23 protein-coding genes are annotated in these 23,302 nt (G+C 70.3%); 10 read left to right on the top strand and 13 right to left on the bottom strand.

All coding sequences use genetic code 11. The features are described from left to right. Window positions 1-3 precede the first annotated feature (3 nt). Genes ABH941_RS09025 through ABH941_RS08990 form a run of 8 tightly spaced genes read right to left on the bottom strand, consistent with a single transcriptional unit; the run spans window position 4 to window position 8,879 of the window. A complete protein-coding gene (locus tag ABH941_RS09025; RefSeq protein ID WP_370128107.1) occupies window positions 4-1,152 on the bottom strand; it encodes an acyl-CoA dehydrogenase family protein in 1,149 nt (382 codons plus the stop codon). A gap of 13 nt (window positions 1,153-1,165) precedes the next feature. Then, a complete protein-coding gene (locus ABH941_RS09020) occupies window positions 1,166-2,317 on the bottom strand; it encodes an acetyl-CoA C-acyltransferase (protein WP_370128106.1) in 1,152 nt (383 codons plus the stop codon). Further along, the gene (locus ABH941_RS09015; protein ID WP_370128105.1) at window positions 2,310-3,128 is read right to left on the bottom strand and encodes an enoyl-CoA hydratase/isomerase family protein; all 819 of its coding nucleotides are present in this window, start codon (window positions 3,126-3,128) and stop codon (window positions 2,310-2,312) included. Before ABH941_RS09015 ends, ABH941_RS09020 begins: the two co-directional genes overlap by 8 nt. Further along, complete coding sequence (locus ABH941_RS09010) at window positions 3,125-4,333, bottom strand: CaiB/BaiF CoA transferase family protein (protein WP_370128104.1); 1,209 nt, start codon at window positions 4,331-4,333, stop codon at window positions 3,125-3,127. The genes ABH941_RS09015 and ABH941_RS09010 overlap by 4 nt, the downstream gene beginning before the upstream one ends. Then, window positions 4,320-5,915, bottom strand: a complete 1,596-nt coding sequence (locus ABH941_RS09005) for a FadD3 family acyl-CoA ligase (RefSeq protein ID WP_370128103.1) — start codon at window positions 5,913-5,915, stop codon at window positions 4,320-4,322. The genes ABH941_RS09010 and ABH941_RS09005 overlap by 14 nt, the downstream gene beginning before the upstream one ends. Before the next feature lie 24 nt (window positions 5,916-5,939). Further along, the gene (locus tag ABH941_RS09000) at window positions 5,940-7,097 is read right to left on the bottom strand and encodes an acyl-CoA dehydrogenase family protein (RefSeq protein WP_370128102.1); all 1,158 of its coding nucleotides are present in this window, start codon (window positions 7,095-7,097) and stop codon (window positions 5,940-5,942) included. After that, window positions 7,094-8,071 carry an acyl-CoA dehydrogenase family protein gene (locus ABH941_RS08995; protein ID WP_370128101.1) on the bottom strand — a complete coding sequence of 326 codons (978 nt, stop codon included), beginning with the start codon at window positions 8,069-8,071 and terminating at the stop codon, window positions 7,094-7,096. The genes ABH941_RS09000 and ABH941_RS08995 overlap by 4 nt, the downstream gene beginning before the upstream one ends. Then, window positions 8,061-8,879, bottom strand: coding sequence for an enoyl-CoA hydratase/isomerase family protein (locus ABH941_RS08990; RefSeq protein WP_370128100.1), 819 nt, complete (start codon window positions 8,877-8,879; stop codon window positions 8,061-8,063). Before ABH941_RS08990 ends, ABH941_RS08995 begins: the two co-directional genes overlap by 11 nt. Window positions 8,880-9,055: 176 nt before the next feature. Between ABH941_RS08990 and ABH941_RS08985 the strand changes: the two genes are divergently transcribed. Further along, on the top strand, window positions 9,056-9,934 hold the full coding sequence (locus tag ABH941_RS08985; protein ID WP_370128099.1) for an MBL fold metallo-hydrolase: 879 nt from the start codon (window positions 9,056-9,058) through the stop codon (window positions 9,932-9,934). Between the two features lie 13 nt (window positions 9,935-9,947). Then, window positions 9,948-10,409 carry a DUF5990 family protein gene (locus tag ABH941_RS08980; RefSeq protein WP_370128098.1) on the top strand — a complete coding sequence of 154 codons (462 nt, stop codon included), beginning with the start codon at window positions 9,948-9,950 and terminating at the stop codon, window positions 10,407-10,409. Between the two features lie 15 nt (window positions 10,410-10,424). Here ABH941_RS08980 and ABH941_RS08975 read toward each other — a convergent pair whose 3' ends face one another. The 3 genes from ABH941_RS08975 to ABH941_RS08965 all read right to left on the bottom strand — a co-directional run bounded on the left by ABH941_RS08975 (window position 10,425) and on the right by ABH941_RS08965 (window position 13,180). Further along, window positions 10,425-11,174: a FadR/GntR family transcriptional regulator gene (locus ABH941_RS08975; protein WP_370128097.1), complete on the bottom strand. Its 750-nt coding sequence runs from the start codon at window positions 11,172-11,174 to the stop codon at window positions 10,425-10,427. Window positions 11,175-11,246: 72 nt separating this feature from the next. Then, the gene (locus ABH941_RS08970; RefSeq protein ID WP_370128096.1) at window positions 11,247-12,014 is read right to left on the bottom strand and encodes an SDR family NAD(P)-dependent oxidoreductase; all 768 of its coding nucleotides are present in this window, start codon (window positions 12,012-12,014) and stop codon (window positions 11,247-11,249) included. Next, complete coding sequence (locus tag ABH941_RS08965; RefSeq protein ID WP_370128095.1) at window positions 12,014-13,180, bottom strand: acyl-CoA dehydrogenase family protein; 1,167 nt, start codon at window positions 13,178-13,180, stop codon at window positions 12,014-12,016. The genes ABH941_RS08970 and ABH941_RS08965 overlap by 1 nt, the downstream gene beginning before the upstream one ends. A 232-nt stretch (window positions 13,181-13,412) precedes the next feature. On the opposite strand from ABH941_RS08965, the gene ABH941_RS08960 reads away from it, so the two are divergent. Genes ABH941_RS08960 through ABH941_RS08950 form a run of 3 tightly spaced genes read left to right on the top strand, consistent with a single transcriptional unit; the run spans window position 13,413 to window position 16,078 of the window. Beyond that, window positions 13,413-14,654, top strand: a complete 1,242-nt coding sequence (locus ABH941_RS08960; protein WP_370128094.1) for a cytochrome P450 — start codon at window positions 13,413-13,415, stop codon at window positions 14,652-14,654. A gap of 36 nt (window positions 14,655-14,690) precedes the next feature. Next, window positions 14,691-14,897, top strand: coding sequence for a ferredoxin (locus ABH941_RS08955; protein WP_134009506.1), 207 nt, complete (start codon window positions 14,691-14,693; stop codon window positions 14,895-14,897). Beyond that, complete coding sequence (locus tag ABH941_RS08950; protein WP_370128093.1) at window positions 14,894-16,078, top strand: NAD(P)/FAD-dependent oxidoreductase; 1,185 nt, start codon at window positions 14,894-14,896, stop codon at window positions 16,076-16,078. The genes ABH941_RS08955 and ABH941_RS08950 overlap by 4 nt, the downstream gene beginning before the upstream one ends. A gap of 17 nt (window positions 16,079-16,095) precedes the next feature. Here the strand turns inward: ABH941_RS08950 and ABH941_RS08945 are convergent, their stop codons facing one another. Continuing rightward, window positions 16,096-17,136 carry a dihydrodipicolinate reductase gene (locus tag ABH941_RS08945; RefSeq protein WP_370128092.1) on the bottom strand — a complete coding sequence of 347 codons (1,041 nt, stop codon included), beginning with the start codon at window positions 17,134-17,136 and terminating at the stop codon, window positions 16,096-16,098. Window positions 17,137-17,199: 63 nt separating this feature from the next. Continuing rightward, a complete protein-coding gene (locus ABH941_RS08940) occupies window positions 17,200-17,904 on the bottom strand; it encodes a TetR/AcrR family transcriptional regulator (protein WP_370128091.1) in 705 nt (234 codons plus the stop codon). Between the two features lie 145 nt (window positions 17,905-18,049). Between ABH941_RS08940 and ABH941_RS08935 the strand changes: the two genes are divergently transcribed. From ABH941_RS08935 to ABH941_RS08915, 5 genes are read left to right on the top strand one after another with little or no spacing between them, the layout of a single operon-like run. Then, entirely contained in the window at window positions 18,050-19,327 is a 1,278-nt protein-coding gene (locus ABH941_RS08935) for an acyl-CoA dehydrogenase family protein (protein WP_370128090.1), read from the top strand. Further along, the gene (locus ABH941_RS08930; protein ID WP_370128089.1) at window positions 19,324-20,355 is read left to right on the top strand and encodes a phosphotransferase family protein; all 1,032 of its coding nucleotides are present in this window, start codon (window positions 19,324-19,326) and stop codon (window positions 20,353-20,355) included. Before ABH941_RS08935 ends, ABH941_RS08930 begins: the two co-directional genes overlap by 4 nt. Continuing rightward, window positions 20,352-21,293 carry an NADPH:quinone oxidoreductase family protein gene (locus ABH941_RS08925; protein WP_370128088.1) on the top strand — a complete coding sequence of 314 codons (942 nt, stop codon included), beginning with the start codon at window positions 20,352-20,354 and terminating at the stop codon, window positions 21,291-21,293. The genes ABH941_RS08930 and ABH941_RS08925 overlap by 4 nt, the downstream gene beginning before the upstream one ends. Continuing rightward, window positions 21,283-22,134 (top strand): acyl-CoA dehydrogenase family protein, encoded by an 852-nt coding sequence (locus ABH941_RS08920; protein WP_370128087.1) that lies wholly within the window; start codon window positions 21,283-21,285, stop codon window positions 22,132-22,134. Before ABH941_RS08925 ends, ABH941_RS08920 begins: the two co-directional genes overlap by 11 nt. Continuing rightward, on the top strand, window positions 22,131-23,285 hold the full coding sequence (locus tag ABH941_RS08915) for an acyl-CoA dehydrogenase family protein (protein WP_370128086.1): 1,155 nt from the start codon (window positions 22,131-22,133) through the stop codon (window positions 23,283-23,285). The genes ABH941_RS08920 and ABH941_RS08915 overlap by 4 nt, the downstream gene beginning before the upstream one ends. Window positions 23,286-23,302: the final 17 nt, after the last annotated feature.

The raw sequence follows: 23,302 nt of genomic DNA, 5'->3' as shown, positions 1-23,302 counted from the left end.
CAGTCAGAGTCCCAGGGATTTGGCGATGATGACCTTCATGACCTCGCTGGTGCCGGCGTAGATCCTGGCGACCCGTGCGTCCGCGTACAGCCGGGAGATCGGGTACTCCAGCATGTAGCCGTAGCCGCCGAAGAGTTGCAGGCAGCGGTCGACGGCCCGGGCCTGAACCTCGGTGCAGAACAGCTTGACCTTGGCCGCGTCGGCGCCGGAGAGCGAGCCGTCGACCAGCTCCAGCACCGCGCGGTCCAGCATCGCCTGCGCCGCCTCGACCTCGGCGGCCACCGCGGCGAGCTCGAACTTGGTGTTCTGGAAGGAGGAGACAGCTGATCCGAACACCTTCCGCTGCTTGACGTATTCGATGGTGGTGTCCAGCGCGGCCCGTGCCTGGGCGACCGAGCCGACCGCCACGGTCATCCGCTCCTGCGGCAGATTGTGGCCCAGGTAGCCGAAGGCCGCCCCCTCCTCGCCGAGCCGGTTGGCGACCGGGACCCGGACATCGTGGAAGGCGAGCTCCACGGTGTCCTGCACCTTGATGCCCATCTTCTCCAGGACGCGGCCGCGGGTGAACCCGGGCATGCCGTCCTCGACGACCAGCAGGGTGAGCCCGGACCGGCGGTTGCCGGGGTCGTGCGAGGTGCGCGCCACCACGACGACCAGGTCGGCCAGCAGCCCGCCGGTGATGAACGTCTTGGCGCCGTTGAGGACGTAGTGGTCCCCGTCGCGCACGGCGTTGGTGCGGATGCCGGCGAGGTCGGAGCCGGTTCCGGGTTCGGTCATGGCGATGGCGGTCAGCAACTCCCCAGCGGCCAGGCCGGGGAACCAGCGCTGCCGCTGGCTCGCGTCGGCGTAGGTGAGGAAGTACGGCAGCACCACGTCGAGTTGGGTGCGTACGGTGCCCAGGGTGACCACGGCGCGGGCGGCCTCCTCCTGGAGCACGACGTTGTAGCGGTAGTCGTTCAGCCCCGCCCCGCCGTACTCCTCGGGGATGGGGATGCCCAACACCCCGAGTGAGCCCAGCTGTTCGAAGACGGTGCGGGGCAGCCGGCCGGTGTGCTCCCAGTCGCTGTAGTGCGGGACCACCTCCTTGGCGACGAAGTTCCGCACCAGTTGCCGGAACGCCTCGTGGTCGGCGGTGAATACATCTCGGCGCACAGGTGATCCTCCGTCAGGAAGCCAGCTCGACAAGGGTGGCGTTGGCGGTGCCGCCGCCTTCGCACATGGTCTGCAGGCCGTAGCGGATGCCCTGGTCGCGCATGTGGTGCACCAGCCGGGTCATCAGCACCGCGCCCGAGGCTCCGAGCGGGTGACCGAGCGCGATGGCGCCGCCCAGCGGGTTGAGCAGTTCCGGATCGGCGCCGGTCTCGGCGAGCCAGGCGAGTGGTACCGGCGCGAAGGCCTCGTTGACCTCGAAGGCGCCTACCTCCGCCAGGCCGACTCCGGCCTTCCGCAGCACCTGTTCGGTGGCCGGGATCGGCCCGGTGAGCATCAGCACCGGATCGGCCCCGACGACCGTGCCGAAGCGGTAGGTCACGATCGGCGTCAGCCCCAGCTCGCGCGCCTTCTCCCGGGTGGTCACCAGCAGCGCGGCTGCCCCGTCGGAGATCGGGGAGGAGCTTCCCGCGTGGATCAGGCCGTCCTCCAGGAAGGAGGGCTTGAGCCCGGCCAGCCCCTCGACCGTGGTCCCGCGCCGGATGGTCTCGTCGAGGGTCACGGTCACGGTCGCATCGTCCACCGGGACCGGGACGATCTGGGCCTCGAAGGCGCCGCGGTCCTGTGCGGCCGCCGCCCGCTGGTGCGAGAGCGCGGAGAACTCGTCGAGCCGGGTGCGGTCGAAGCCCCACTTCTGGGCGATCAGCTCGGCCGAGACGCCCTGGTTGAAGGCGAAGTTCTGGTACCGCTCCAGGGCCCTGGGCCCGTACGGCGTGCCACCGGCCTTCGCGGCGCCCAGCGGGACCCGGCTCATGACCTCCACGCCGCCCGCGACCACCACGTCCTGCTGGCCGGACATGACCGCCTGCGCGGCGAAGTCCAGCGCCTGCTGGCTCGACCCGCAGGCCCGGTTGACCGTCGTCCCGGGGACGCTCTCGGGCCAGCCGGCCGCGAGCACCGCGTAGCGTCCGATGTTGCTGGACTGGTCCCCGACCTGACCCACGCACCCCCAGACCACGTCGTCGACCACGGCCGGATCGATACCCGTCCGCTCGACCAGCGCGTTGAGGACCACCGCGGACAGATCGGCCGCGTGCATCCCGGACAGGCCGCCGTTCCGCCTTCCCACGGCGGTGCGTACCGCCTCCACGATCACGACCTCACGCATGGTTACTCCCACTCTCGTCCCGACTGGGTACGGCCCAGTGACCGGTGAAACGCGGCTCGCGCTTCTCTGCGAAGGCGGCGTACGCCTTCGCCACGTCCCCGGTGGCGAAGTTGACGGCCTGTGCGCGCGCCTCGCCCGCCAGGGCGTCGCGCAGGGTGCGGTCGGCGCCCTCGTTCAGCAGTGCCTTGTTCTGGGCCAGCGCGACCGGGGCTCCGGCCGCCAGCCGGGTGCCGAGGTCGGCGACAAAGCCGTCGATCTCCGCCGCCGGTACCACCCAGGTGACCAGGTTCAGCGACCGGGCCTCCGCGGCGTCGATCGTCTCGGCCAGCAGGGCGAGCCGTTTGGCCTGCTGCAGTCCGACCAGCTTGGGCAACAGCCAGGAGCCGCCGAGGTCCAGAGACAGTCCGCGCCGGGCGAAGATCTGCGAGAACGTGGACTCCGGCGTGGCCACCACGAAGTCGCAGCCGAGGGCCAGGTTCCAGCCGGCGCCGACGGCCACGCCGGTCACCTTCGCGATCGTGGGGATCGGCAAATCGTGCAGCAGCAGGGCGACTTCGGTGAGGGTGCGCATCCGGTACAGCGGATGGACACTGCTGGGGCCCCCGGAGATGTCGGCGCCCGAGCAGAACGCGCCACCGGCCCCGGTGAGCACGACCGCACGCACCGAGCGGTCGTTGCCGGCCGCGAGCAGGGCCTCGCGGAGGGCGTCCCACAGCTCCTGGTTGATCGCGTTCTTGCGGTGCGGCCGGTTCAGCGTCAGCGTGCGCACACCGCCGGTGTCGGCGGAGAGCAGCGCCGGCTCCTCGCTCACAGGACACCCGCGGCGCGCAGCGAGGCGATCTCGTCGCCGTCGATCCCGAGACCCGCGAGCACCGCGTCGGTGTGCTGGCCGAGCGCGGGGATCGCGCCCATCGGCGCCTCGTAGCCGGAGATGACCGGGGGCGGGAGCAGGGCGGGCACTGGGCCGCCGGGCGTGTCGATCTCGCGCCAGCGGTCCCGTGCGACGAGGTGCGGGTGGGCGATGACGTCGCTCGGGGTGTTGAACCGGGAGTTGCCGATCCCGGCGGAGTCCGCGCCGTTCTGAATGCGCGTCAGATCGTGGCGGGCGCACCAGGCTCCGATCTCCGTGTCCAGGAGCTCGCGGTGCTCGACGCGGTCGGCGTTGCTCGCGAACCGCTTGTCGTCGGCCAAGTCGGGACGGTCGAGCAGTTCCCGGGCGAGGCGCTGCCATTCGCGGTCGTTGGTGGTGCCGAGTACCACGGTCTGGCCGTCGGCCGTGGCGTAGGCGCCGTAGGGCGCCACCGCGGGGGAGCCCATGCCGCGCGGCTGCTGGTCAACCCCGGTGTGCCGGGTGTAGTTGAGCGAGTAGCCCATCAGCTCGGTCATGGTGTCGAACAGGCTCACCGCGACCGAGGCGGGTCCGCTGCTGCCGTGGCGCTCCCTTCCGTAGAGCAGTGCCACGATCGACAGGGCGGCGTAGAGGCCGGTGCTGACGTCGGCCATCGGCGGTCCGGGCTTGGCCGGTGCGCCGGGGGAGCCGGTGGTCGCGCAGGCTCCCGACTCCGCCTGGATCAGCAGGTCGTAGGCGCGCTTGTGGGAGAGCGGGCCGCCGGGACCGTAGCCGTCGATCTCCACCGCGATCAGGTCCGGGTGGCTGACGGCCAGGTCGGCGGGGGAGAGGCCGAGCCGGGCCGTGCTCCCCGGGGTGAGATTGGAGACCAGCACGTCGGCGCTGTCCAGCAGCCGGTGCAGCACCGCTCTCCCGGCCGGGTCCTTCAGGTCCAGGGTCACCGACTCCTTGCCCCGGTTGACCCAGACGAAGTGCGCCGCAAGGCCGTTGACCACGTCGTCGAAGTAGCGGGTGAAGTCGCCGCCCACGGGGTTCTCGATTTTGATCACCCTGGCCCCCAGGTCGCCCAGCGTGCGGGTGCAGATCGGGGCCGACACCGCCTGCTCCAGCGCCACCACGGTGACTCCCGCCAGGGGCCCGGCTGCCGCTGCCTCACTCCCCGCCATGCGCGTCCCCGTCGAACCGGGCGCGCAGGGCGTCCTTGAGTACCTTCTGGCTGGCGTTCTTCGGCAGCTGGTCGACGAAGCGGACATGGCGCGGGGCCTTGAAGTTGGCCATGGCGCCGCGCGCCCAGGCGATGACCTCGGCCTCGGTGGTCTGCTGACCCGGCTTCAGGACGAGGAAGGCGCAGCCGACTTCGTCGAGTCGTTCGTCCGGGACGCCGATGACCGCGGCCTCCGAGATCGGTCCGTAGTCCAGCAGCAGCTTCTCGATCTCGGCCGGATAGGCGTTGAAGCCCCCGACGATGTACATCTCCTTCTTGCGGTCGACGATGGACAGGTTCCCGTCCTTGTCGAGCTGTCCGATGTCGCCGGTGTGCAGCCAGCCCTCGGGGTCGATCGCCGCCGCGGTGGCCACCGGGTCCTCCCAGTAGCCGCGGGTGACGTTGTAGCCGCGGACCAGGATCTCCCCGGCCTCCTCCGCCGGGACCTCCGCGCCCTGCTCGTCGACGATCCTGACCTCGACGTCGGGGATGGTCCGCCCGGTGGTGCGGGCGACCAGGTCCGCGGAGTCCCCGATCCGGGTGGTCGTCACCAGGGCCGTGGACTCCGTCAGGCCGTAGGCGCTCAGCACGATGTCGAAGGAGAGGTCCGCCTTCATGGCGTGGATCAGCGACTCCGGGATGGTGGTGCCGCCGGTCATGGAGACCCGCAGTGAGGAGAGGTCGAAGTCGGAGCGCTCCGGATGGTTGATCAGGTCCCGGAAGATGGTGGGCGGTCCGAGCAGGACGCTGACCCGTTCCCTGCTGATCAGGTCCAGCGCCCGGCCGGCGTCGAAGGCGGGCATCGGAATCACCGTCACACCGTGGATGAAGGAGGCGAGCCAGCCCGCCTTGTAGCCGAAGCAGTGGAAGAAGGGCGGAATGATGAGAAAGGTGTCGGACGGGCGGAAGGTGTACTCCTCGGCCATCCAGCCGTAGGCTCGCAGGGACTGGCCGTGGGTCAGTACGACTCCCTTGGGGTGTCCGGTGGTTCCGGAGGTGAACATCACATCGGAGATGTCGTCCGGGGTCAGCCGGTCGATCGAGGCCGTGACCTGGGACGAAGGGACCGCCTCGCCCGCTCGGAGGAAGTCGCGCCAGCTCAGCCCGGCGGAACCCTGCGGGCCGTGGATCGTCACCGTCCGCTGCAGCGCCGGAAGTTCTGGGTCCGCTGTGTACAGTTCGGCGATGTAGTCGTTGCCCAGGAAGGGTGAGGCGAAGAGGGCTTTCGCCCCGGATTTGCGCAGGATGTAGGAGAGTTCCTGCGCCTTGAATCTGGTGTTGAGCGGAACGATGACGCCGCCGGCGCCGTGGATGCCCAGCGCGGCGACGATCCACTCGGCCGAGTTCGGCGCGCACAGTCCCACCCGGTCGCCCGGCTCTATGCCCAGGGCGATGGCGGCCTTGACCGCCTCGACCATCCGCTGTTCCAGCTCGCGGAAGCTCCAGCGCAGGGCTCCGTCGACGATGGCCGGCTCGTCTCCGAACCGCTCGGCGGCAAGCCGGACGGTGTTCGGAATGCTCAGGAATGACTGGTCGTACCGCATGCGCTGGCTCCCTTCCGATTGGTCCTAGCGGGCCGAGGGCAGGCCCAGGACCCGCTTCGCGATGATGTTGCGCTGGATCTGTGATGTCCCGCCGTAGACCGATGCGGCCCTGGAGTAGAGGTACTCCCCGAAGAGCTCGCCGCCCTCGTTGCCGTTGCCCTCGTTGCCGAAGAGCTCCTCGGGGAACACCCTCAGCGCGGTCTCGTAGAGGCGCTGCTCGGTCCTGGTCATCAGCAGCTTGTCGTAGGACGACTCCGGCCCCGCGGTGTGCCCGGCCAGCCGTTCGGCGGTGCGGCGGGCGGCGTGGGCGACCAGCACCTCGTAGTCGACGAAGCAGCGCCCGATCTCCGAGCGCAGCCCGTCCGGCAGTTCGTCCCGGCGGTCGCGGGCGGCCCGTCGGAGCCGCTCGACCAGCAGTCCGTACTTGGAGATGTGGCCGGTGTCGAGCGCGTTGCGCTCATAGGACACGGTGGTCATGGCGAGGGGCCAGCCGTTGCCCTCGGCGCCGATGCGTTCGGACTCCTCGATCCGGACGTCGTCGAGGAAGAGCTCGCAGAACTCGTCGTCGCCGTTGGCCGCCCGCAGCGGCCGCACCGTCACGCCCGCGCGGTCCAACGGCAGAGCGAAGGCCGAGATCGAGGTGTGGGCCGGGGCCGACCGGTCGGTCCTGGCCAGCAACAGGCAGAGGCTCGAGTACTGGGCGTAACTGGTCCAGAGCTTCTGACCGTTGACGATGTAGTGGTCGTTGCGTCGGGTCGCCGTGGTGCTCATCCCGGCCAGGTCCGATCCCGCCCCCGGCTCGCTGAATCCCTGGCACCAGACGTCGTCGCCGGCCAGCATCCGGGGCAGCCACCGCTGCCGCTGCTCCTCGGAGGCGAACTCCATCAGGGCGTGCGCAAGATAGCCGATCCGCGGGATGCCCGGGGCATCGCCGGCCCCCAACTCGTCGCTGATCGCCACCTGGTGCAGGGCGCTGAGGCCCTGCCCGCCGTAGGCCTGCGGGACGTCGAGTCCGACCCAGCCGCCGGAGTACAGCTGACGGTGCCAGCGGTGCAGGAACGTCGGCAGCGGTTCGTCCGCGCCGCGTTCGGGCAGCGGGTGCTCGGCCAGCCAGGCCCGGAAGCGGCGGCGGAGGTCGTCGAGGTCGGCCGGATCGCCGAAGTCCAGCGGGATGTCGTTCATCGTGCTGCCTCCGGTTCGGCCAAGGTCGTCAGCAGGTCGGCGGTGGTCGCCAGCGTGGTGGTGCCCAGCAGGACCTTGCGCAGATACAGGTGCGCGACGTGCTCCCAGGTCTGCGCGATCCCGCCGAACACCTGCATCCCGATGGAGACGGCGTCCAGGGCCGAGGCGTTGACCTCCGCCTTGGCGACCCGCGCCGCGGTCAGAGCGCGCGCGGGCGACTGGTTGTCGAGGCACCAGGCGGCGTACCTGGTGGCACTGGTACTGGCCTCGACCAGGACGTTCGCGTCGGCGAGCAGATGCTGGACGGCCTGGAACGACCCGATGGCCCGCCCGTACTGCCGTCGCTCGCGGGCGTACTCGACGCTCTGCCGGACGAACGAACGTGCCGCGCCGACCAGTTCACTGCTCAGCAATACCAGCGCGTACGCCTGCCAGTGCGTCAGCTGCTCGGGACCGAGCCGGCCCACGGTCACAGCGGGGGAGTCGGGCAGTACTGATCGGATGCTGCGCAGCAGATCTGCGGCCGGGATGACCGGACCCAGCTCCGCGCTGCTGACCGTACCGTCGGGGGCGACGCAGAGGGCGCGGTCTGCGCCCGCGCAGTCCCAGGCGACGAGGCCGTCCCCGGGCGGCCCCGGGAACCGCAGGTCGCGGGCGAGCGCGATGGTCGGCGTCGTGCCGATGTCCGGTGACGCCTCGTCACCGAGCAACCGGAGCAGCTCGGGTGCGAGCAGCACGGTGCCCAGCATCGACGTGGTCAGCGGCTGGCTGCCGTGCTCCTCGGCGAGCAGCGCGCACTCCTGCACGGTCGCGGCCGGCGGCGAGGAGCCGCGCAGATCGGCGAGCCCCAGCTCGCCCAGCGCCTTCTGCGCCGCGGCCCGGGCGGACGGCTCCAGGTCGGCCGACTCCACCCGGTGGCGGCCGGCGAACGTCCGGACCAGGTCCTGCACCAGCAGGAACTCCTCAGCCTGCACTGCCGGACTCCTTGCTCGTGGTCGGTACGCCCGCGCCCGCCCGCCGCGCCGCGGCTGCGGCCAGCTCGTTGACGATCCGGATGTGGTCCGGGCTGGTCATGGTCAGCTGCTCGGCCATCAGCGCCGCCTCCATGCCGCCCCGCGACACCTGTTCCATCACCACGGCGAGGGCCTGCTTGGTGGCCCGGAGTGCCTCAGCGGGCTGAGCCGCCAGCCGGCGGGCCAGCGCCAGCGCCTCGTGCTGGAGGTCGGCGGCGGGGACGGTGCGGTTCGCCAGGCCCAGCTCGACCGCGGTGGCCGCGGGTATCCGGTCGCCGGTGAACAGGTACTCCTTCACCCGGAGCATGCTGGTGAGCATCGGCCAGAGGGTCACTCCGCCGTCGCCCGCCACCAGTCCGACCGAGATATGCGGGTCCGCCAGATAGGCGTCCTCGGCCATCAGCACCAGATCGCACCCCAGCGCCAGACTGCACCCCAGCCCGACCGCCGGGCCGTTCACCGCCGCGACGACGGGGAGCGGAAAGTGCATCAGCTGGGTCTGGATGCTGCGGTCGGTGTTGATCGACCACTCCCGCAGCTCCGGATCGGTGTGGTGCCGGAGCAGATGGTCGAAGTCGCCCCCGGCACTGAACGCCCGGCCCGCCCCGGTGAGTACCACGGCCCGCGCCTGCGGATCGTCCGCGATCTCGTGCCAGACCTCCGAGAGCCGCCGGTGCAGCTCCTCGGAAACGCTGTTCAGCCGCTCCGGCCGGTTCAGCGTGACGATGCGGACACCACCGTCGGCGGTCACGGTCAGGACAGAGTTCATGTCGCCCACGAGAACCCCATCTCTACTTTTTGATAATCTCATTCTCGCAAGATGCTAAGGCTGGGCCGAAGCGGCGTCAATGGGGATCACCGGCCGGGGCCGCGGCGGATCAGCGGGTGGATCTGATACTGCTTGGGGCACTACCGTCCGGGGTCCCATGAACAGGAGCACCACCAGTGAGCACGGGCAGCCAACCGATCGACTTCACGTCCGGTGTGGTCGAGTCGCGCCCACTCGACCTCCGCTGGATCCATGGCTCGCCGTCCGCGAAGCACAACAGTGACCCGGACATCCAGGTGCACGCCTACGACGAGCACAGCTACGTCCTGCGCCAGAACAAGTCCGTTCACTACGAAGCGCCGTTCCTGTTCCTGCTGTTCGGCAACGAGCGGGCGATGCTCCTCGACACCGGCGCCACCGAGTCGCCCGAGTGGTTTCCGCTGCGTCAGGTCGTCGACGCACTGGTCGACGACTGGCTCGCCCGCAACCCCCGGCAGGACTACGCGCTGCTCGTGCTCCACTCGCACGCCCACGGCGACCACGTCGCCGGCGACGCCCAGTTCGCGGGACGGCCGGGGACGGTGGTGGTGCCCGCCGACCGCGCCGGCGCCTGGCCGTTCTTCGGGTTCGACGGCGACCCGGAGGGCGTCGCGCGGATCGACCTGGGAGGGCGGGCCGTCGAGTGCCTGGCGACCCCTGGGCATCACGAGAGCGCTGTCACCTACCATGACGCCTACACCGGCTGGCTCCTCACCGGCGACACGCTGTACCCGGGGCGGCTCTACGTCGACGACTGGTCGGCCTTCGCGCGAACGGCGGAACTACTCGTCGACTTCGCAGCCGCTCGGCGGGTGACCCATGTGCTGGGCTGCCACATCGAGATGACCCGTGAACCAGGAGTCGACTACCCCGTACGCACCACCTTCCAGCCGGACGAAGCCCCGCTGCCACTGACGACCGATCACCTGTGGGAGTTGCGAGCGGCGACCAGGGAGCTGAACGGCCGGTCTGGCCGCCATGCCTACCGGGACTTCATCATCTGCCCTGACCAGTAAAGGGGATATGTTCATGCGACTGCGGATCGAAGGCCATACCCTGCCCGGCCGCCACTGCGGGCCCGGGCCCGGTTTCCCCGGGGCCGACGGGATCGAGGTCGCGGTCCAGCGCAAGGACCGGCCCGCCGAGCTGCTGAACCCACAGCCCGGCGACGCCCCGACCGCAACGTGGACCCTGCCCTGCACGTTCACCGCCGACGGCGAGCTGCTCGGCCCGTACGTGCAGAACCGCCTCGGCGGACGCTTCGTCTACCTCTCGTGGACAGGCAGGCAACCCGGGGAGGAGGCGCCTCGAAGGTTCCGGCGCGCCAAGCTGATGCTGGCCGACGTTCCGTCCGAGGTGCTGGCCGAGGCACGGCGTCGCGGTGTGCTGGTGGCCCGGCTCGCCCTCACCGACGCCAAGGGCAATCCGGTGTGCGGGCGGGTGGTGCCCCCAGAGGTCGAGTGGACAGCGGACGAGCCGTCGGACGCGTGACGCGCAGGGCTGGACTCAGCCGGAGAGGTCGATGCGGTCGCGCTGGTCGAGGGTGGCGGCCACGGTGGCGAAGCCGCAGACGTGGCGGGTCATGCGGCGCATCGCCGCTGGGCCGTCCTGTTTGCGGATGGCCTCAGTGACCTTGGCGTGGGCGCGGGCGGTGACGCCGCGGATGTCCGCGTTGAGGAACTGCTCCAGGTCTGTGGCGGAGTAGATCGCCTGCGAGAGCGCGCTCATGAAGCCGATCAGGAGTTCGTTGTCGCCGGCCTTCGCCACGGCGTTGTGCCAGCGGATGTTGGCACGGAGGAAGCGGGGGAGGTCGTTGCCGGCGTCGACCAGGTCGGCGTGGGCGGCGTCCAGGTCGGCGAGGTCCTGTTCGGTGCGGCGCTTGGCGGCGAGCGCGGCGCACGTCGGCTCGATCGCCTCGCGGGTCTCGTGCAGGGCCTCCAGCCGGATCTGCTGGCCGCGGATGACCAACTGCACCGTGTTCGCCAGCGATTCACGGTTGGGCCGGTGCACGAAGGCCCCGCCGCCGCGGCCGGGTCTGATCCGGAGCAGCTTCTCGACTTCGAGGATGCGCAGGGCCTCCCGCACTGTGGCCCGGCTCAGCCCGGTCTGCTCGACCAGTTGACGTTCCGGTGGCAGCGACGTGCCCTCGGCGAGCTCGCCGGTGAGGATCCGCTCGCGCACCTCGGCGGCCAGCACGTCCGACGCCTTGGGCACGGTGAGAGCGCTGAAGCGTGGCAGGGGTTCTGCGCTCTGCATGGCTCAGGCCTCTCGTGCTCGTCGGCGGGTTCTTTTTGGCTGAACCATTGAACACACGACGTGCTCCAAATGTCACATGACGAATCCCCCGTCCACCGGCAGCACCTGCCCGGTGATGAACGAGGCGGCGTCCGAGGCGAGGAAGACGAAGGCGCCGGCGACCTCGTCGGGGTCGGCCCAGCGGCCGAGCGGGATGCGGGACAGCATCCTGGCGGCGAACTTCTCGTCGGTGCGGATGGTGGCCGTCATCGGGGTGGCGGCCAGCGGCGCCAGGGCGTTGACGGTGATCTGGCGGCGGGCCAACTCCCTTGCCAGGGACTTGGTCAGGCCGATGATGGCGGCCTTGCCCGCGGAGTAGTTGACCTGGCCGAGGGTGCCGGTGATGCCGGCCGAGGAGGTGACGTTGATGATGCGTCCGGTGCCGTCGTCGGGGAGGAACGGCAGTGCGGCCTGGGCGCAGTGGAAGGCGCCCATCAGGTGGATGTCCATGATCCGGCGGAAGGACTCCTCCTTGAGGTTCTCGAACATGGCCGGTGCGGTGACTCCGGCGTTGTTAACCAGGATGTGCAGCTTCCCGCCGGTGCGTGACGCGGCCAGGGCCGCTGCGGCGTCGGCGCCGACGCGGTCGGTGACGTCCAGCGCGTAGCTGTCCGCCTTCAGGCCGGCGGCGGTGAGCTTCTCGGCGACCGCCGCGGCGGCCGGTCCGTCGACGTCCGTCACCAGTACGGCTGCCCCGGCCTGGGCCAGCGCCTCGGCGACGGCCGAGCCGATGCCGCCGGCGGCCCCGGTGACCAGCGCGGATCGCCCGGTGAGATCGAACAGTGCGTTGTTGTTGACCATCAGTAACTCCTCGGCATTCCCAACGTGTGCGATCCCAGGTAGTTGAGGATCATTTCCTGGCTGATCGGTGCGATCTTCATCAGTCGGGACTCACGGAAGTAGCGGGCGACGTGGTACTCCTCGGAGTAGCCCATCCCCCCGTGGGTCTGCAGCGCCCGGTCGGCGGCGGTGAATCCGGCGTCCGCGCACAGGTACTTGGCGGTGTTCGCCTCGCGTCCGCAGGGCTTGCCCCGGTCGTAGAGCCAGGTCGCCTTGCGCAGCATCAGCTCGGCCGCGTCCAGGCGGGCCAGTGAGTCGGCGAGTGGGAACTGCACGCCCTGGTTCATGCCGATCGGCCGGTCGAACACCACCCGCTCCTTGGCGTACGCCACGGCCTTGTCCAGTGCCACCCGGCCGATCCCGAGCGCCTCGGAGGCGATCAGCATCCGTTCCGGGTTCAGGCCGTCGAGGAGGTAGCGGAACCCTTCGCCCTCCTCGCCGACGCGGTCCTCGACCGGGATCCGGAGGTCGTCGATGAACAGCTCGTTGGAGCTGACGGCGTTGCGGCCCATCTTGGGGATCGGCCGGATGTCGACCCGTTTGCGGTCCAGGTCGGTCAGGAAGAGCGTCATCCCGTCGGTCTTCCTGGCGACCTGGTCGGCCTTGGTGGTGCGGGTCAGCAGCAGGATCTTCTCGGACTCCAGGGCCTTGGAGATCCACACCTTGCGGCCGTTCACCAGGTACTCGTCGCCGACCCGTTCGGCGAAGGTGGTGATGCTGGTGGTGTCCAGGCCGGCGCCCGGCTCGGTCACCCCGAAGCAGACATGGAGGTCGCCGGTGGCGATCCGAGGCAGGGTGCGCTGCTTGAGCTCCTCGGAGCCGTGGACGGCGACGGGGTGCATTCCGAAGATCGACATATGGATCGAGCTGGCGGCGTTCATACCGCCGCCGGATCTGGCGACCTCCTCCAGCAGCAGTGACGCCTCGGTGATGCCGAGGCCGTGGCCGCCGTACTCCTCCGGGACGGTGATGCCCAGCCAGCCGCCGTCCGCGACGGCCTTGTAGAACTCGGTCGGGAACTCGTGGTCCCGGTCCTTCTCCATCCAGTAGTGGTCGTCGAAGCGGCGCAGCAGTCCGGCGACGCCCTCCCGGATGGCCTCTTGATCGTCGGTCAGCTCGAAGTCCACCGTACGGACACCCCCAAGGGCTCGTTTCGGCGAAACATATCAAAGGTCAGACCAAAAAAGCAGCCAGATTGCTTGAGCCGGGCAACCAGTGGCCGTAGCGTGGACCGCATGCCTCCGGAAGGTTCGGACGGTCCTGCCGGGCCGACGAGCCGCCCCCCGTCGAGGCTTCAACTGCCTTGCCCTGCAACGCTCTCCGCTCCGACCGGAGCTCCCCCCATCAATGAGGAGAGAGATGGCCGACACACTGGCCGACACCGCGAACGAAGCGGCCGCGCCGCTTCCCGAGTACCCGATGACCAGGCAGAGCGGCTGCCCGTTCGACCCGCCCGCGGCCATGCGGGCGCTGCCCGCCGAGCGTCCGATCAGCAGGGCCCGGATCTGGGACGGCAGCACGCCCTGGCTGATCACCGGCCACGCCGAGCAGCGGATCCTCTTCGCCGACCCCCGGGTCAGCGTCGACGAGCACCAGCCCGGATTCCCGCACCAGAGCCACGCCATGGCGGAGACCCTGGACCACCGCCCGCTGACCATCTTCAACGCGGACGCCCCCGAGCACACCAGGTTCCGCCGGATGCTCACCGGGCCGTTCACCCTGAAGCGGGTCGAGGCGCTGCGGCCGGCCATCCAAAAGATCACCGACGACCGCATCGACGCGATGCTGGCCGGTCCCAAGCCGGCCGACCTGGTCACCGCGCTCGCGCTGCCGGTTCCGACAGTGATGATCACCGAGCTGCTGGGCGTGCCGTACAAGGACCATGAGTTCTTCCAGCGCCACGGCGTCACCGCGGTCGACCGGGACGCGACGCCCGAGCAGAGCCGGGAGTCGAGCACCGCGCTGGTCACCTATCTCGCCGAGGCCATCGTCGCCAAGATGGCCGACCCCGCCGAGGACGTGCTGTCCGACCTGGCGGCGCGGGTCAAGGCGGGCGAGGTCACCGTGCCCGACGCTGCGCTGATGGCGGTGGTGCTGCTCATCGCCGGTCACGAGACCAGCGCGAACATGATCGCCCTGGGCACGCTGGCGCTGCTGCAGCAGCCCGAGCAGCTCGCCCTGCTGCGCGACACCGACGACCCGAAGGTCGTCGCGGCCGCGGTGGAGGAGCTGCTCCGGTACCTGACCATCGCGCACACCGGCCAGCGCCGGATCGCGCTGGAAGACATAGAGGTCGGCGGTGAGGTGATCCGCGCAGGGGACGGCATCATTCTCGACCTGCCCTCCGCCAACCGGGATCCGGAAGCGTTCCCCGAGCCCCAGCAGCTCGACCTCACCCGGTCCGCCCGCCACCACCACGCCTTCGGCTTCGGCATCCACCAGTGCGTGGGCCAGCTGCTGGCCCGGGTGGAGCTGCAGATCGTCTACGGCACCCTGTACCGTCGTGTCCCCACCCTGCAGTTGGCCACGGAGGTCGAGCAGATCGAGTTCAAGCACGACCGGCTCGCCTACGGGGTCTACGAACTCCCGGTCACCTGGTAGCGACCCGAGACACCGACGAACGGAACACGTATGACCATGCAGGTGGAAGTGGACGAGTCGAAGTGCATCGCGGCCGGCCAGTGCGTTCTGAGCGCCCCGGAGGTGTTCGACCAGCGGGACGAGGACGGCATCGTGGTGCTGCTGGCGGAGCGGCCCGGCGCTGAACTCCACGACGTGGTGCGCGAGGCGGCGGGCCTGTGCCCAGCCGCGGCGATCCGGCTGGCCGAACTGGTCGAAGGGTGAGCCGCATCCTGGTCGTCGGCGCCTCGGCCGCCGGGCTCGCGGCCGTCGAGACCCTGCGCCGGGAGGGCTACGACGGAACGCTGACCCTGGTCGGCGACGAGTCGCACGCCTTCTACGACCGCCCGCCGCTGTCCAAGCAGATCCTGGCCTCGCAGTGGGAGCCGGGCAAGCTGGCCCTGCGCTCGCCGGCCGACCTGGAGGCGCTCGGCCTGGACCTGCGCCTGGGCGCCGCCGCCACCGGTCTCGACCTCGCCGGACGCACCGTCCACCTGGCCGACGGCACCGAACTGCCCTACGAGGGGCTGATCGTGGCCACCGGCGTCCGTCCGCGCCGGCTGCCCGGCGAGGGCGCGCATGTGCTGCGGACCCTCAGCGATGCCCTGGTCCTGCGGGACCGGCTGGGACGGGGGAGCCGGCTGGCCGTGGTCGGCGCCGGATTCCTCGGATCGGAGGCCGCCGCGGTCGCCCGCGGGCTGGGGGCCGAGGTCGTCCTGGTCGAACCGGCGCCGGTGCCGCTGGCCCACGCGGTCGGCGCGGAGGTCGGCCGGGTACTGACGCAGGCCCACCTGGACCACGGGGTCGACCTGCGCACCGGGGTCGCCGTGGTCGAGGCGGGCGCGGGGGGCGTGCGGCTCGCCGACGGTGAACTGATCGACGCCGACGAGGTCCTGGTCGCGGTCGGCTCCGTGCCCAACACCGAATGGCTGCAGGGCAGCGGCCTGACCGTGGCCGACGGCCTGGTCTGCGACGAGTACAGCGCCGCCGCGCCGGGGGTGTACGGAGCCGGGGACGTCGCCCGCTGGCACAACCCGCTGTTCGGTGTGGAGATGCGGATCGAGCACCGCACCAACGCCGCCGAGCAGGGCATGGCCGCCGCCCGCAACCTGCTGCGTGCGGAGGAGGCGCGCAAGCCGTTCGCGCCGGTGCCGTACTTCTGGTCCGACCAGTACGACATGAAGATCCAGGCATACGGCTACCTGCGCGGCCATGACGAGATCGCGGTCGTGGACGGGGATCTGAGCGCCGGTCGGTTCGTGGCCGCCTACCGCACCGGCGACCACCTGGCCGGGGCGCTGGCGGTCGGCATGCCGCCCAAGGTGCTGATGTCCTGGCGGCGCGCTGTCGCGGCCCGCGCCGCCTGGAGCGAGGCCGTGTCGAGCACGGCGTCCGTGGTGGCCTGACAGCCCAGCCCCGGGGATCAGTTGAGAGCGGCGACGATCTGTGGGAGATCGGTCGTCGAGCGGATCCCCGGGGCTGCCTCGCAGACGAAGGGGACGGCGTTGACGGCGCGGTTGGCCGTGTACGAGGGCGAGACCTCGGCCATCCGGTCGAGCGGCACGGCGAAGTGGATGTCGATGTCGAGCGGTGCGTCGCCCTCGACCCGGATGCGCCAGCCGGTGGCCCGCAGGTTCCAGGGGTGGTCGATCTCCGTGGTGCAGTACCAGGTGGCCCGGAAGCGCAGCAGCGGCTGCCCGTCCCGGATGCCCGAGACCGTGATCCGCTGCGCCGCCACGGTGCCGGGCTCCAGGGTGCCTGCGGCGATCCGGAACGGACGGCTCGCGGTGGCGACCTCGCCTTCCGCCTGCACCGAGTCGAGCGGCAGCGACAGCGCGTCGGCGAGGACGTGCAGCGACGGACCGAAGCTGTCGCGCGGATGGGCCAGCCGGCGCTCGTCGAACTCCGCGGGCGGCTTTCCGAAGCCCATGACATCGAAGAGCAGTCCCGGCGAGTCGCGTTGGGAGAGGTCGGCGAACTCGTCGATGGTCAGTCCGTCCAGCCGCCGCTGGATCGAGGTCAGTGCCAGCGGGACGGCCTCGGTGATGAACCCGGGGCTGCTGCCGGTGCTGTGGATCGAGGTCCCGCCCTCGGCGCAGGCGGCCTCCACCCGTGCGCGGACCCCGGGTTCGAGGCTGGCGGCGCGGTGGAACTCGCCGCGGGTGGTGACGATGTTCGCCCCCGAGGCGAGCAGCCGGCAGACCTGGTCGAAGTCGCAGGCGCGCGGCATGTAGAGGACGCAGTCGGCGTCGAGCGCCAGGATCTCGTCGATGTCATGGGTCGTCATGACCCCGGTCTTGCCCAGCCCGCACAGCTCGCCGGCGTCACGTCCCGCCTTGTCCGGGGAATGCACGAACACCCCGGCCAGGTCCAGGTCGGGGTGTTCGACGACGGCGCGCAGTGAGCGGGTGCCGATGTTTCCGGTGGCCCACTGGGCGACCCGGTAGTGCCGTGAGAGTGCCATGGCCACGCTCCCGTCCTCGATCAGTCGCGAGAACGGTACTCTCCATGTAAGAGAGGGGCAATATCAGCGCTTCTTCGACGCACTCGCCTTCGCGGGAGCGGTCGTCGCCGCACTGGAGATGCCGTTGAGGCAGAACTGCCAGACCTCTTCGGCGGTGACCGGGCTGGCGTGGCTGTCGGCGGGAACTCCGTTGGCCTGCGCGGCGAACATGATGGTCTGCATGACCAGGGTGGCCTGGCGGCGCGGCTTCCCGGGCACGACGGCGCCGGCCTCGGTGGCCTGCTCGATCAGGTCGGTGAAGATCATGAGGATGGGCAGGTGTGCGGTCGCCACCTGGGCCGGGTGCTTGACCAGCAGTTGCAGCGCGAAGTCGCTGAACAGCGGGCGCTGGACGCCGGGGTCGGGGTGCGACTGGTTGAAGAGCAGCTCCACGGCGACGCGCAGCGCCTCCACCGGATCCGACTCGGCGGCGGACGCCTCCCGGATCTCGGCGGCCGAGGTCGCCAGCGCGTCCTCGAACAGGGCCAGCAGCAACTCGTGCTTGCCGTCGAAGTGCTGGTAGAAGCTGCGCAGTGACTGCTTCGAACGGTCCACGATCTCCTGGACCGTGAAGTCGGTCGTGCCCTTCTCCGCGATCAGCTCCTGTGCCGACTCCAGGAAGCGTTGGACCCGCTGTTCGGCGCGCAGTTTCGCGGCGCGGGTGGATCGCTCGACGGCGCGTTGGCGCCAGGCGGGCTCGACGGGGGGCTCGGCAGGGGCAGCAGTCACCTGCGAAACGATACTCCACTCAGCTGGCAATAGAACGCATCTCCCTACCGAACCGCGCACCGCACGTTTCGAGACCCTTACTTCCGCCTGAAGAGAAGGCTATTCTCATCCCAAGCGTACCGCCACGAGACAAGGGTCGGCTGATATGGCATGGGACTTTTCCACCGAGCCGGAGTTCGAGGAGAAGCTGGAGTGGATCCGGGAGTTCCGCTCCGAACGGATCGAGCCGCTGGACCTGCTCTATCCGGGCCGGGCCTACCATCCTCTCGACGACGAGCTCGGTCCGATCGTCCGATCGCTCAAGCAGCAGGTGCGCGACCAGGGCCTGTGGGCGCCGCATCTGGGTCCTGAGCTCGGCGGACGCGGGTTCGGGCAGGTCAAGCTGGCGCTCATCAACGAGATCCTGGGCACCTCCAGCTGGGCCCCCGTCATCTTCGGCACGGCCGCGCCGGACACCGGCAACGCCGAGATCATCGCCCGCTACGGGACCGAGGAGCAGAAGGAGCGCTACCTCCAGCCGCTGCTGGAGGGCGAGTGCTTCTCCTGTTTCTCCATGACCGAGCCGCAGGCCGGCGCGGATCCCACGCTGTTCACCACCCGCGCGGTGCGCGATGGCGATCAATGGGTGATCTCCGGGCGCAAGTTCTTCTCCTCCAACGGGCGCACCGCCCGGTTCGTCATCGTGATGGCGGTGACCGACCCCGACGTCAGCCCGTACAAGGGGATGTCGATGTTCCTGGTGCCCAGCGACACCCCTGGCGTCAGGGTGGAGCGGCACATGGGGACGCTGGGCGAGGCGGCGGACGAGGGCATGCACGCGCTGATCTCGTACGACGATGTGCGGGTGCCGGGCGACGCGCTGCTCGGCGGCGAGGGCCAGGCGTTCGTGATCGCGCAGACCCGGCTCGGCGGCGGTCGGGTGCACCACGCCATGCGGGTCGTAGGGCAGGCCCAGAAGGCGCTGGACATGATGGCCGAGCGGGCCGTCTCGCGGCAGACCCAGGGCAGCAGGCTGGCGGACAAGCAGCTGGTCCAGGCCGACCTGGCCGACTCCTACGCCCAGCTCGCCCAGTTCCGGCTGTTCGTCCTCTACACGGCCTGGCAGATCGACCAGTACAACGACTACCGGCGGGTCCGGAAGGACATCGCCGCCATCAAGTTCCTGACCCCGAAGGTCCTGCACGACATCGTCTACCGCTCGATGCACCTGCACGGGGCGCTGGGGGTCTCCAACGAGATGCCCTTCGCCGACATGTGGACCGGGGCCGCCGTCATGGCGGTCGTCGACGGACCGACCGAGGTCCACAAGATCACGGTGGCCAAGGAGGTGCTGCGCGGCCGCGAGCCCGCGCCCGGCCTGTGGCCCACCGAGCACCTGCCCGCTCGTCGGGAGTGGGCCCGCAAGCAGCTGGAGAACATGTGAACACCGAATCGTTGGCCCGCTGGCTGGACGGTCAGGGCATCGCCCCGGGCGAACCGCTGGAGACCTCCCTCATCTCCGGGGGCACCTCCAACGACATCCACGAGATCCGCCGCGGCGACCTGCGGATGGTCCTGCGCAAGCCGCCGGAGAAGGTCCCGCCGGGGCGCGACAAGACCATGCTGCGCGAGTACCGGGTGCTGAAGGCGCTCAACGGCACCGACGTCCCGCATCCGGAGGCGATCGCGGTCTGCGACGACACCAGTGTGGTCGGCTCCTGCTTCTACCTGATGGAACAGGTGGACGGCTGGTCGCCGATGAACACCAATGGCTGGCCGGAGCCCTATCTGAGCGACCTGTCGCTGCGTCCCGGCCTCGCCTACCAGTTGGTCGAGGGGATCGCCAGGCTGGGCAACGTGGACTGGCGGGCGCAGGGCCTGGAGGGGTTCGGGACGCCCGAGGGCTTCCACGACCGACAGGTGGACCGCTGGCTGGCGCATCTGGCGAAGTTCCAGTTCCGTGAGCTGCCCGGCCTGGACCAGGCCGCCGCCTGGCTGCGGGTGCACCGGCCGAGCCACTGGGAGCCGGGGATCATCCACGGCGACTACCAGTTCGCCAATGTGATGTTCCGTCACGAGGCGCCGGCCCAACTGGCCGCGCTGGTGGACTTCGAGATGTCCACGGTCGGCGACCCGCTGCTGGACCTGGGCTGGGTGCTCATGGGCTGGCCCGACGCCGACGAGGACCGGTCGCAGCAGGGCTATGCCGACTACAACGGCATGCCGGACCGGGCCGACCTGATCGAGCACTACGCCAAGGTCAGCGGCCGCGACGTCAGCGAGATCGACTACTACGTGATCCTGGCCAGGTTCAAGATGGCGGTGGTACTGGAGGGCGGATACGCCCGGCATGTGAGGGGCGACGGCGGCAACCCGAAGATGGCCTACTACGGCGACGCGGTGCTGCAGATGGCCGCAGGAGCGGCCGAACTCGCCGCCACCACCAAACTCGCCGCGACGACCACGCTATGAGGGCGGCCCGCTGCAACGCCATCGGCGGCCCGCTGGTCGTCGAGGAGGTCCCCGAGCCGCAGGGGGAGGTGCCCGTCGACGTGCGCTACGCGGCGGTGAACTTCGCCGACCTGCTGGTGGTCCAGGGGACCTATCAGGTCAAGGAGGAGCCGCCGTTCACCCCGGGGAGCGAGTTCGCCGGGGTGGTGGCGGAGTCCGGGCACGGCTTCGAGAAGGGCGAGCGGGTCTTCGGCTCGGTCTTCGTCGGCGCCTGGGCCGAACGGGTCGCCGTCGCGGCGACCAGCCTGTCCCGGATCCACGACGCCGTGCCGACCGAGCGTGCCGCCGCGTTCGGGGTCTCCCACGCCACCGCGTTCAACGCGCTGCGCCTGGTCGCCGACGTGCGGCCGGGGGAGCGGGTGGCGGTGCTCGGCGCGGCCGGGGGAGTGGGCCTGGCGACAGTCGAACTGGCCGCGCTGCTGGGCGCGGAGGTGGTCGCGGTCGCCTCCACCGAGGAGAAGCGGGCCGTCTGCGCCAAGCAGGGAGCCCATGAGCTGCTGCCGTACGAGGACCTCAAACGGCGGCTGCAGCAGTCCGGCGGCGCCGACGTGGTGGTCGACCCGGTCGGCGGTCCGCACTCCGAGCAGGCGCTGCGGGGCATGAACTGGGGCGGACGGTTCGTCAGCGTCGGCTTCGCCAGCGGCGAGATCCCGCGCATCCCGCTCAACCTGGCGATGCTCAAGGGCGTCACCATCCACGGCTTCGACTTCGGCGGCTGGGGGCGGCACGACCGGGAGAAGCTGGTCGCCGCCCGGGCCGAGCTGCACCGGATGTTCGCCGAGGGCACGATCCACCCCCGGATCCACGCCGTGTACCCGCTCGACGCGGTGGCCCAGGCCGCGGGCCTGGGCCGGCAGGCCCTCGGCAAGGTCCTTCTGGAGGTCAACGATGGAGTTTGAGTTCGACGAGGACCAGCGACTGCTGCAACGCCTGGTCCGCGAGACGGTGACCAAGTCCCGTTCCCTGCCCGAGGAGCAGCTCTGGGCGACCTACCTGGAGCTGGGCTGGCTGGAGGCCCCTCCGGTGGAGCTGGCGATCGTGCTGGAAGAGCTGGGCTACGTCGCCGACCCCACCCCGTTCCTGGCCACGGCCACCTGGTTCGCGCCGCTGGCCGGACGGCTGCCGCACGGCTCGGGCACCGGCGTCTTCGACGGGACCGGACGGTACGTGCTGGACGCCGACCGGGCCGACGAGATCGCGTTGGTCACCGGTGACGGCGTGATCGTGGTGAACGGCACGGACCTGGAGGCGCAGCGGGTCGACATCTTCGACCCGACCCTGCACGTGGCGCATGTGCGGGCGCCGGACCTGGTCCGCGACGTCCCCGACCTGGCCCTGATGGGTCTGGCGATCACCACGGTCGGCAGCTGCCGCCGCATCCTGGACCTGGTCGTCGGGCACGTCCGGCAGCGGGTCCAGTTCGGCAAACCGATCGGCTCCTTCCAGGCGGTCAAGCACAAGGCCGCGGACATGTACGTGGCGATCGAGCGGGCCAGGGCGCTGGCCTACTTCTCCGCGCTGACCATCGCCGAGGACGACCCCCGGCGGGCCAGGGCGGCCTCGATGGCCAAGGCCGCCGCCGGCGAGTGCCAGCGGGTCTGCTTCCAGGACGGCTACCAGCTGTTCGGCGCCATGGGCTACACCTGGGAGAACGAGCTGCAGATCCATCTCAAGCGGGCCAAGGCCGGCGACCTGCTGCTGGGGACGGCGGCCGAACACCGAAAGGCGCTGCTGCGATGAGGCTGACCTCCGAGTACGACACCGAGGTCGAGGAGTTCCGGGCCGAGTTCTCCGCGTTCATCGACGCCAACCTGCCCACCGTCGAGGAGGCGGTGCCGGCTTCGCAGTCGACCGCCGACGTGCCGCCATGGGCGGCCAACTGGCAGCGGAAGCTCTTCGACGCGGGCTGGCTGCTGCCGGGCAACCCCCCGGAGTTCGGCGGCCGCAACGCGACGCTGCCGCAGCAGCTCGCCCACCTGGAGGAGCTGTCCCGGCGGCGGATCAACCACAGCTTCAACCCGCAGGGGCTCGGCATCATCGCGGCCTCGATCCTCACCTTCGGGACCGAGGAGCAGAAGCGCCGCTGGGCCGTCCCGATCCTCCGGGCCGAGAAGACCGCCGCGCTCGGCATGAGCGAGCCGGAGGCCGGCTCCGACCTGGCCAGCCTGCGCACCCGGGCGGTGCTGGAGGGCGACCATTTCACCGTCAACGGGCAGAAGGTGTGGACCTCCGGGGCGCACGACGCCGATGTGCTGCTGACCTTTGTGCGAACCGATCCGGACGCGCCCAAGCACAAGGGCATCAGCGTGCTGCTGATCCCCACCGACACCGAGGGAGTGGTCCGCAAGCCGTTCGGCTGCCTCACCGACCCCGACGACCTGGACTTCAACGAGGTGTTCTTCACCGACGTCCGGGTCCCCAAGGAGAACCTGGTCGGCCCGCTGCACGGCGGCTGGGGCGTGGCGCACGGCTCGCTCGGGCACGAGCGGACGCTGCTGTGGCTGCACTACGCCGAACGTCTGGAGGACCTGATCCAGGACGCGCCCTGCGCCGAGGAGTGGTACGCCACGCTGCTGATGGACTTCCAGGCGCTCAAGCTGCTCGGCTACCGGCAGCTCGGCGAGGACCGGAACGAGGCGGAGCTGTCCGTGCTCAAGCTGTTCGGCTCGGAGGCCGTGCGTTCCGCGTCCCTCTGCGCATTGGAGGCACGCGGCACCGAGGGCCTGCTCCACCCCGAACTGACGGGCCCGCCCAACCACATGGGCATGGCCTCGTTCACCGCCAGCTGGTTCGAGCGCTACGCCCGGTCCTTCGGCGGCACGATCGCCGGCGGCACCTCCGAGATCCAGCGCAACATCATCGCCGAGCGCATCCTCGGCCTGCCCCGATGAACCCCTCCAGCGAAGGA

Origin of the sequence: Streptacidiphilus sp. EB103A, assembly GCF_041261405.1 — a bacterium.
Classification (GTDB): Bacteria; Actinomycetota; Actinomycetes; order Streptomycetales; family Streptomycetaceae; genus Streptacidiphilus.
Note: the sequence above shows the minus strand (reverse complement) of the source record. Positions and strands in the feature narration are given on the sequence as shown.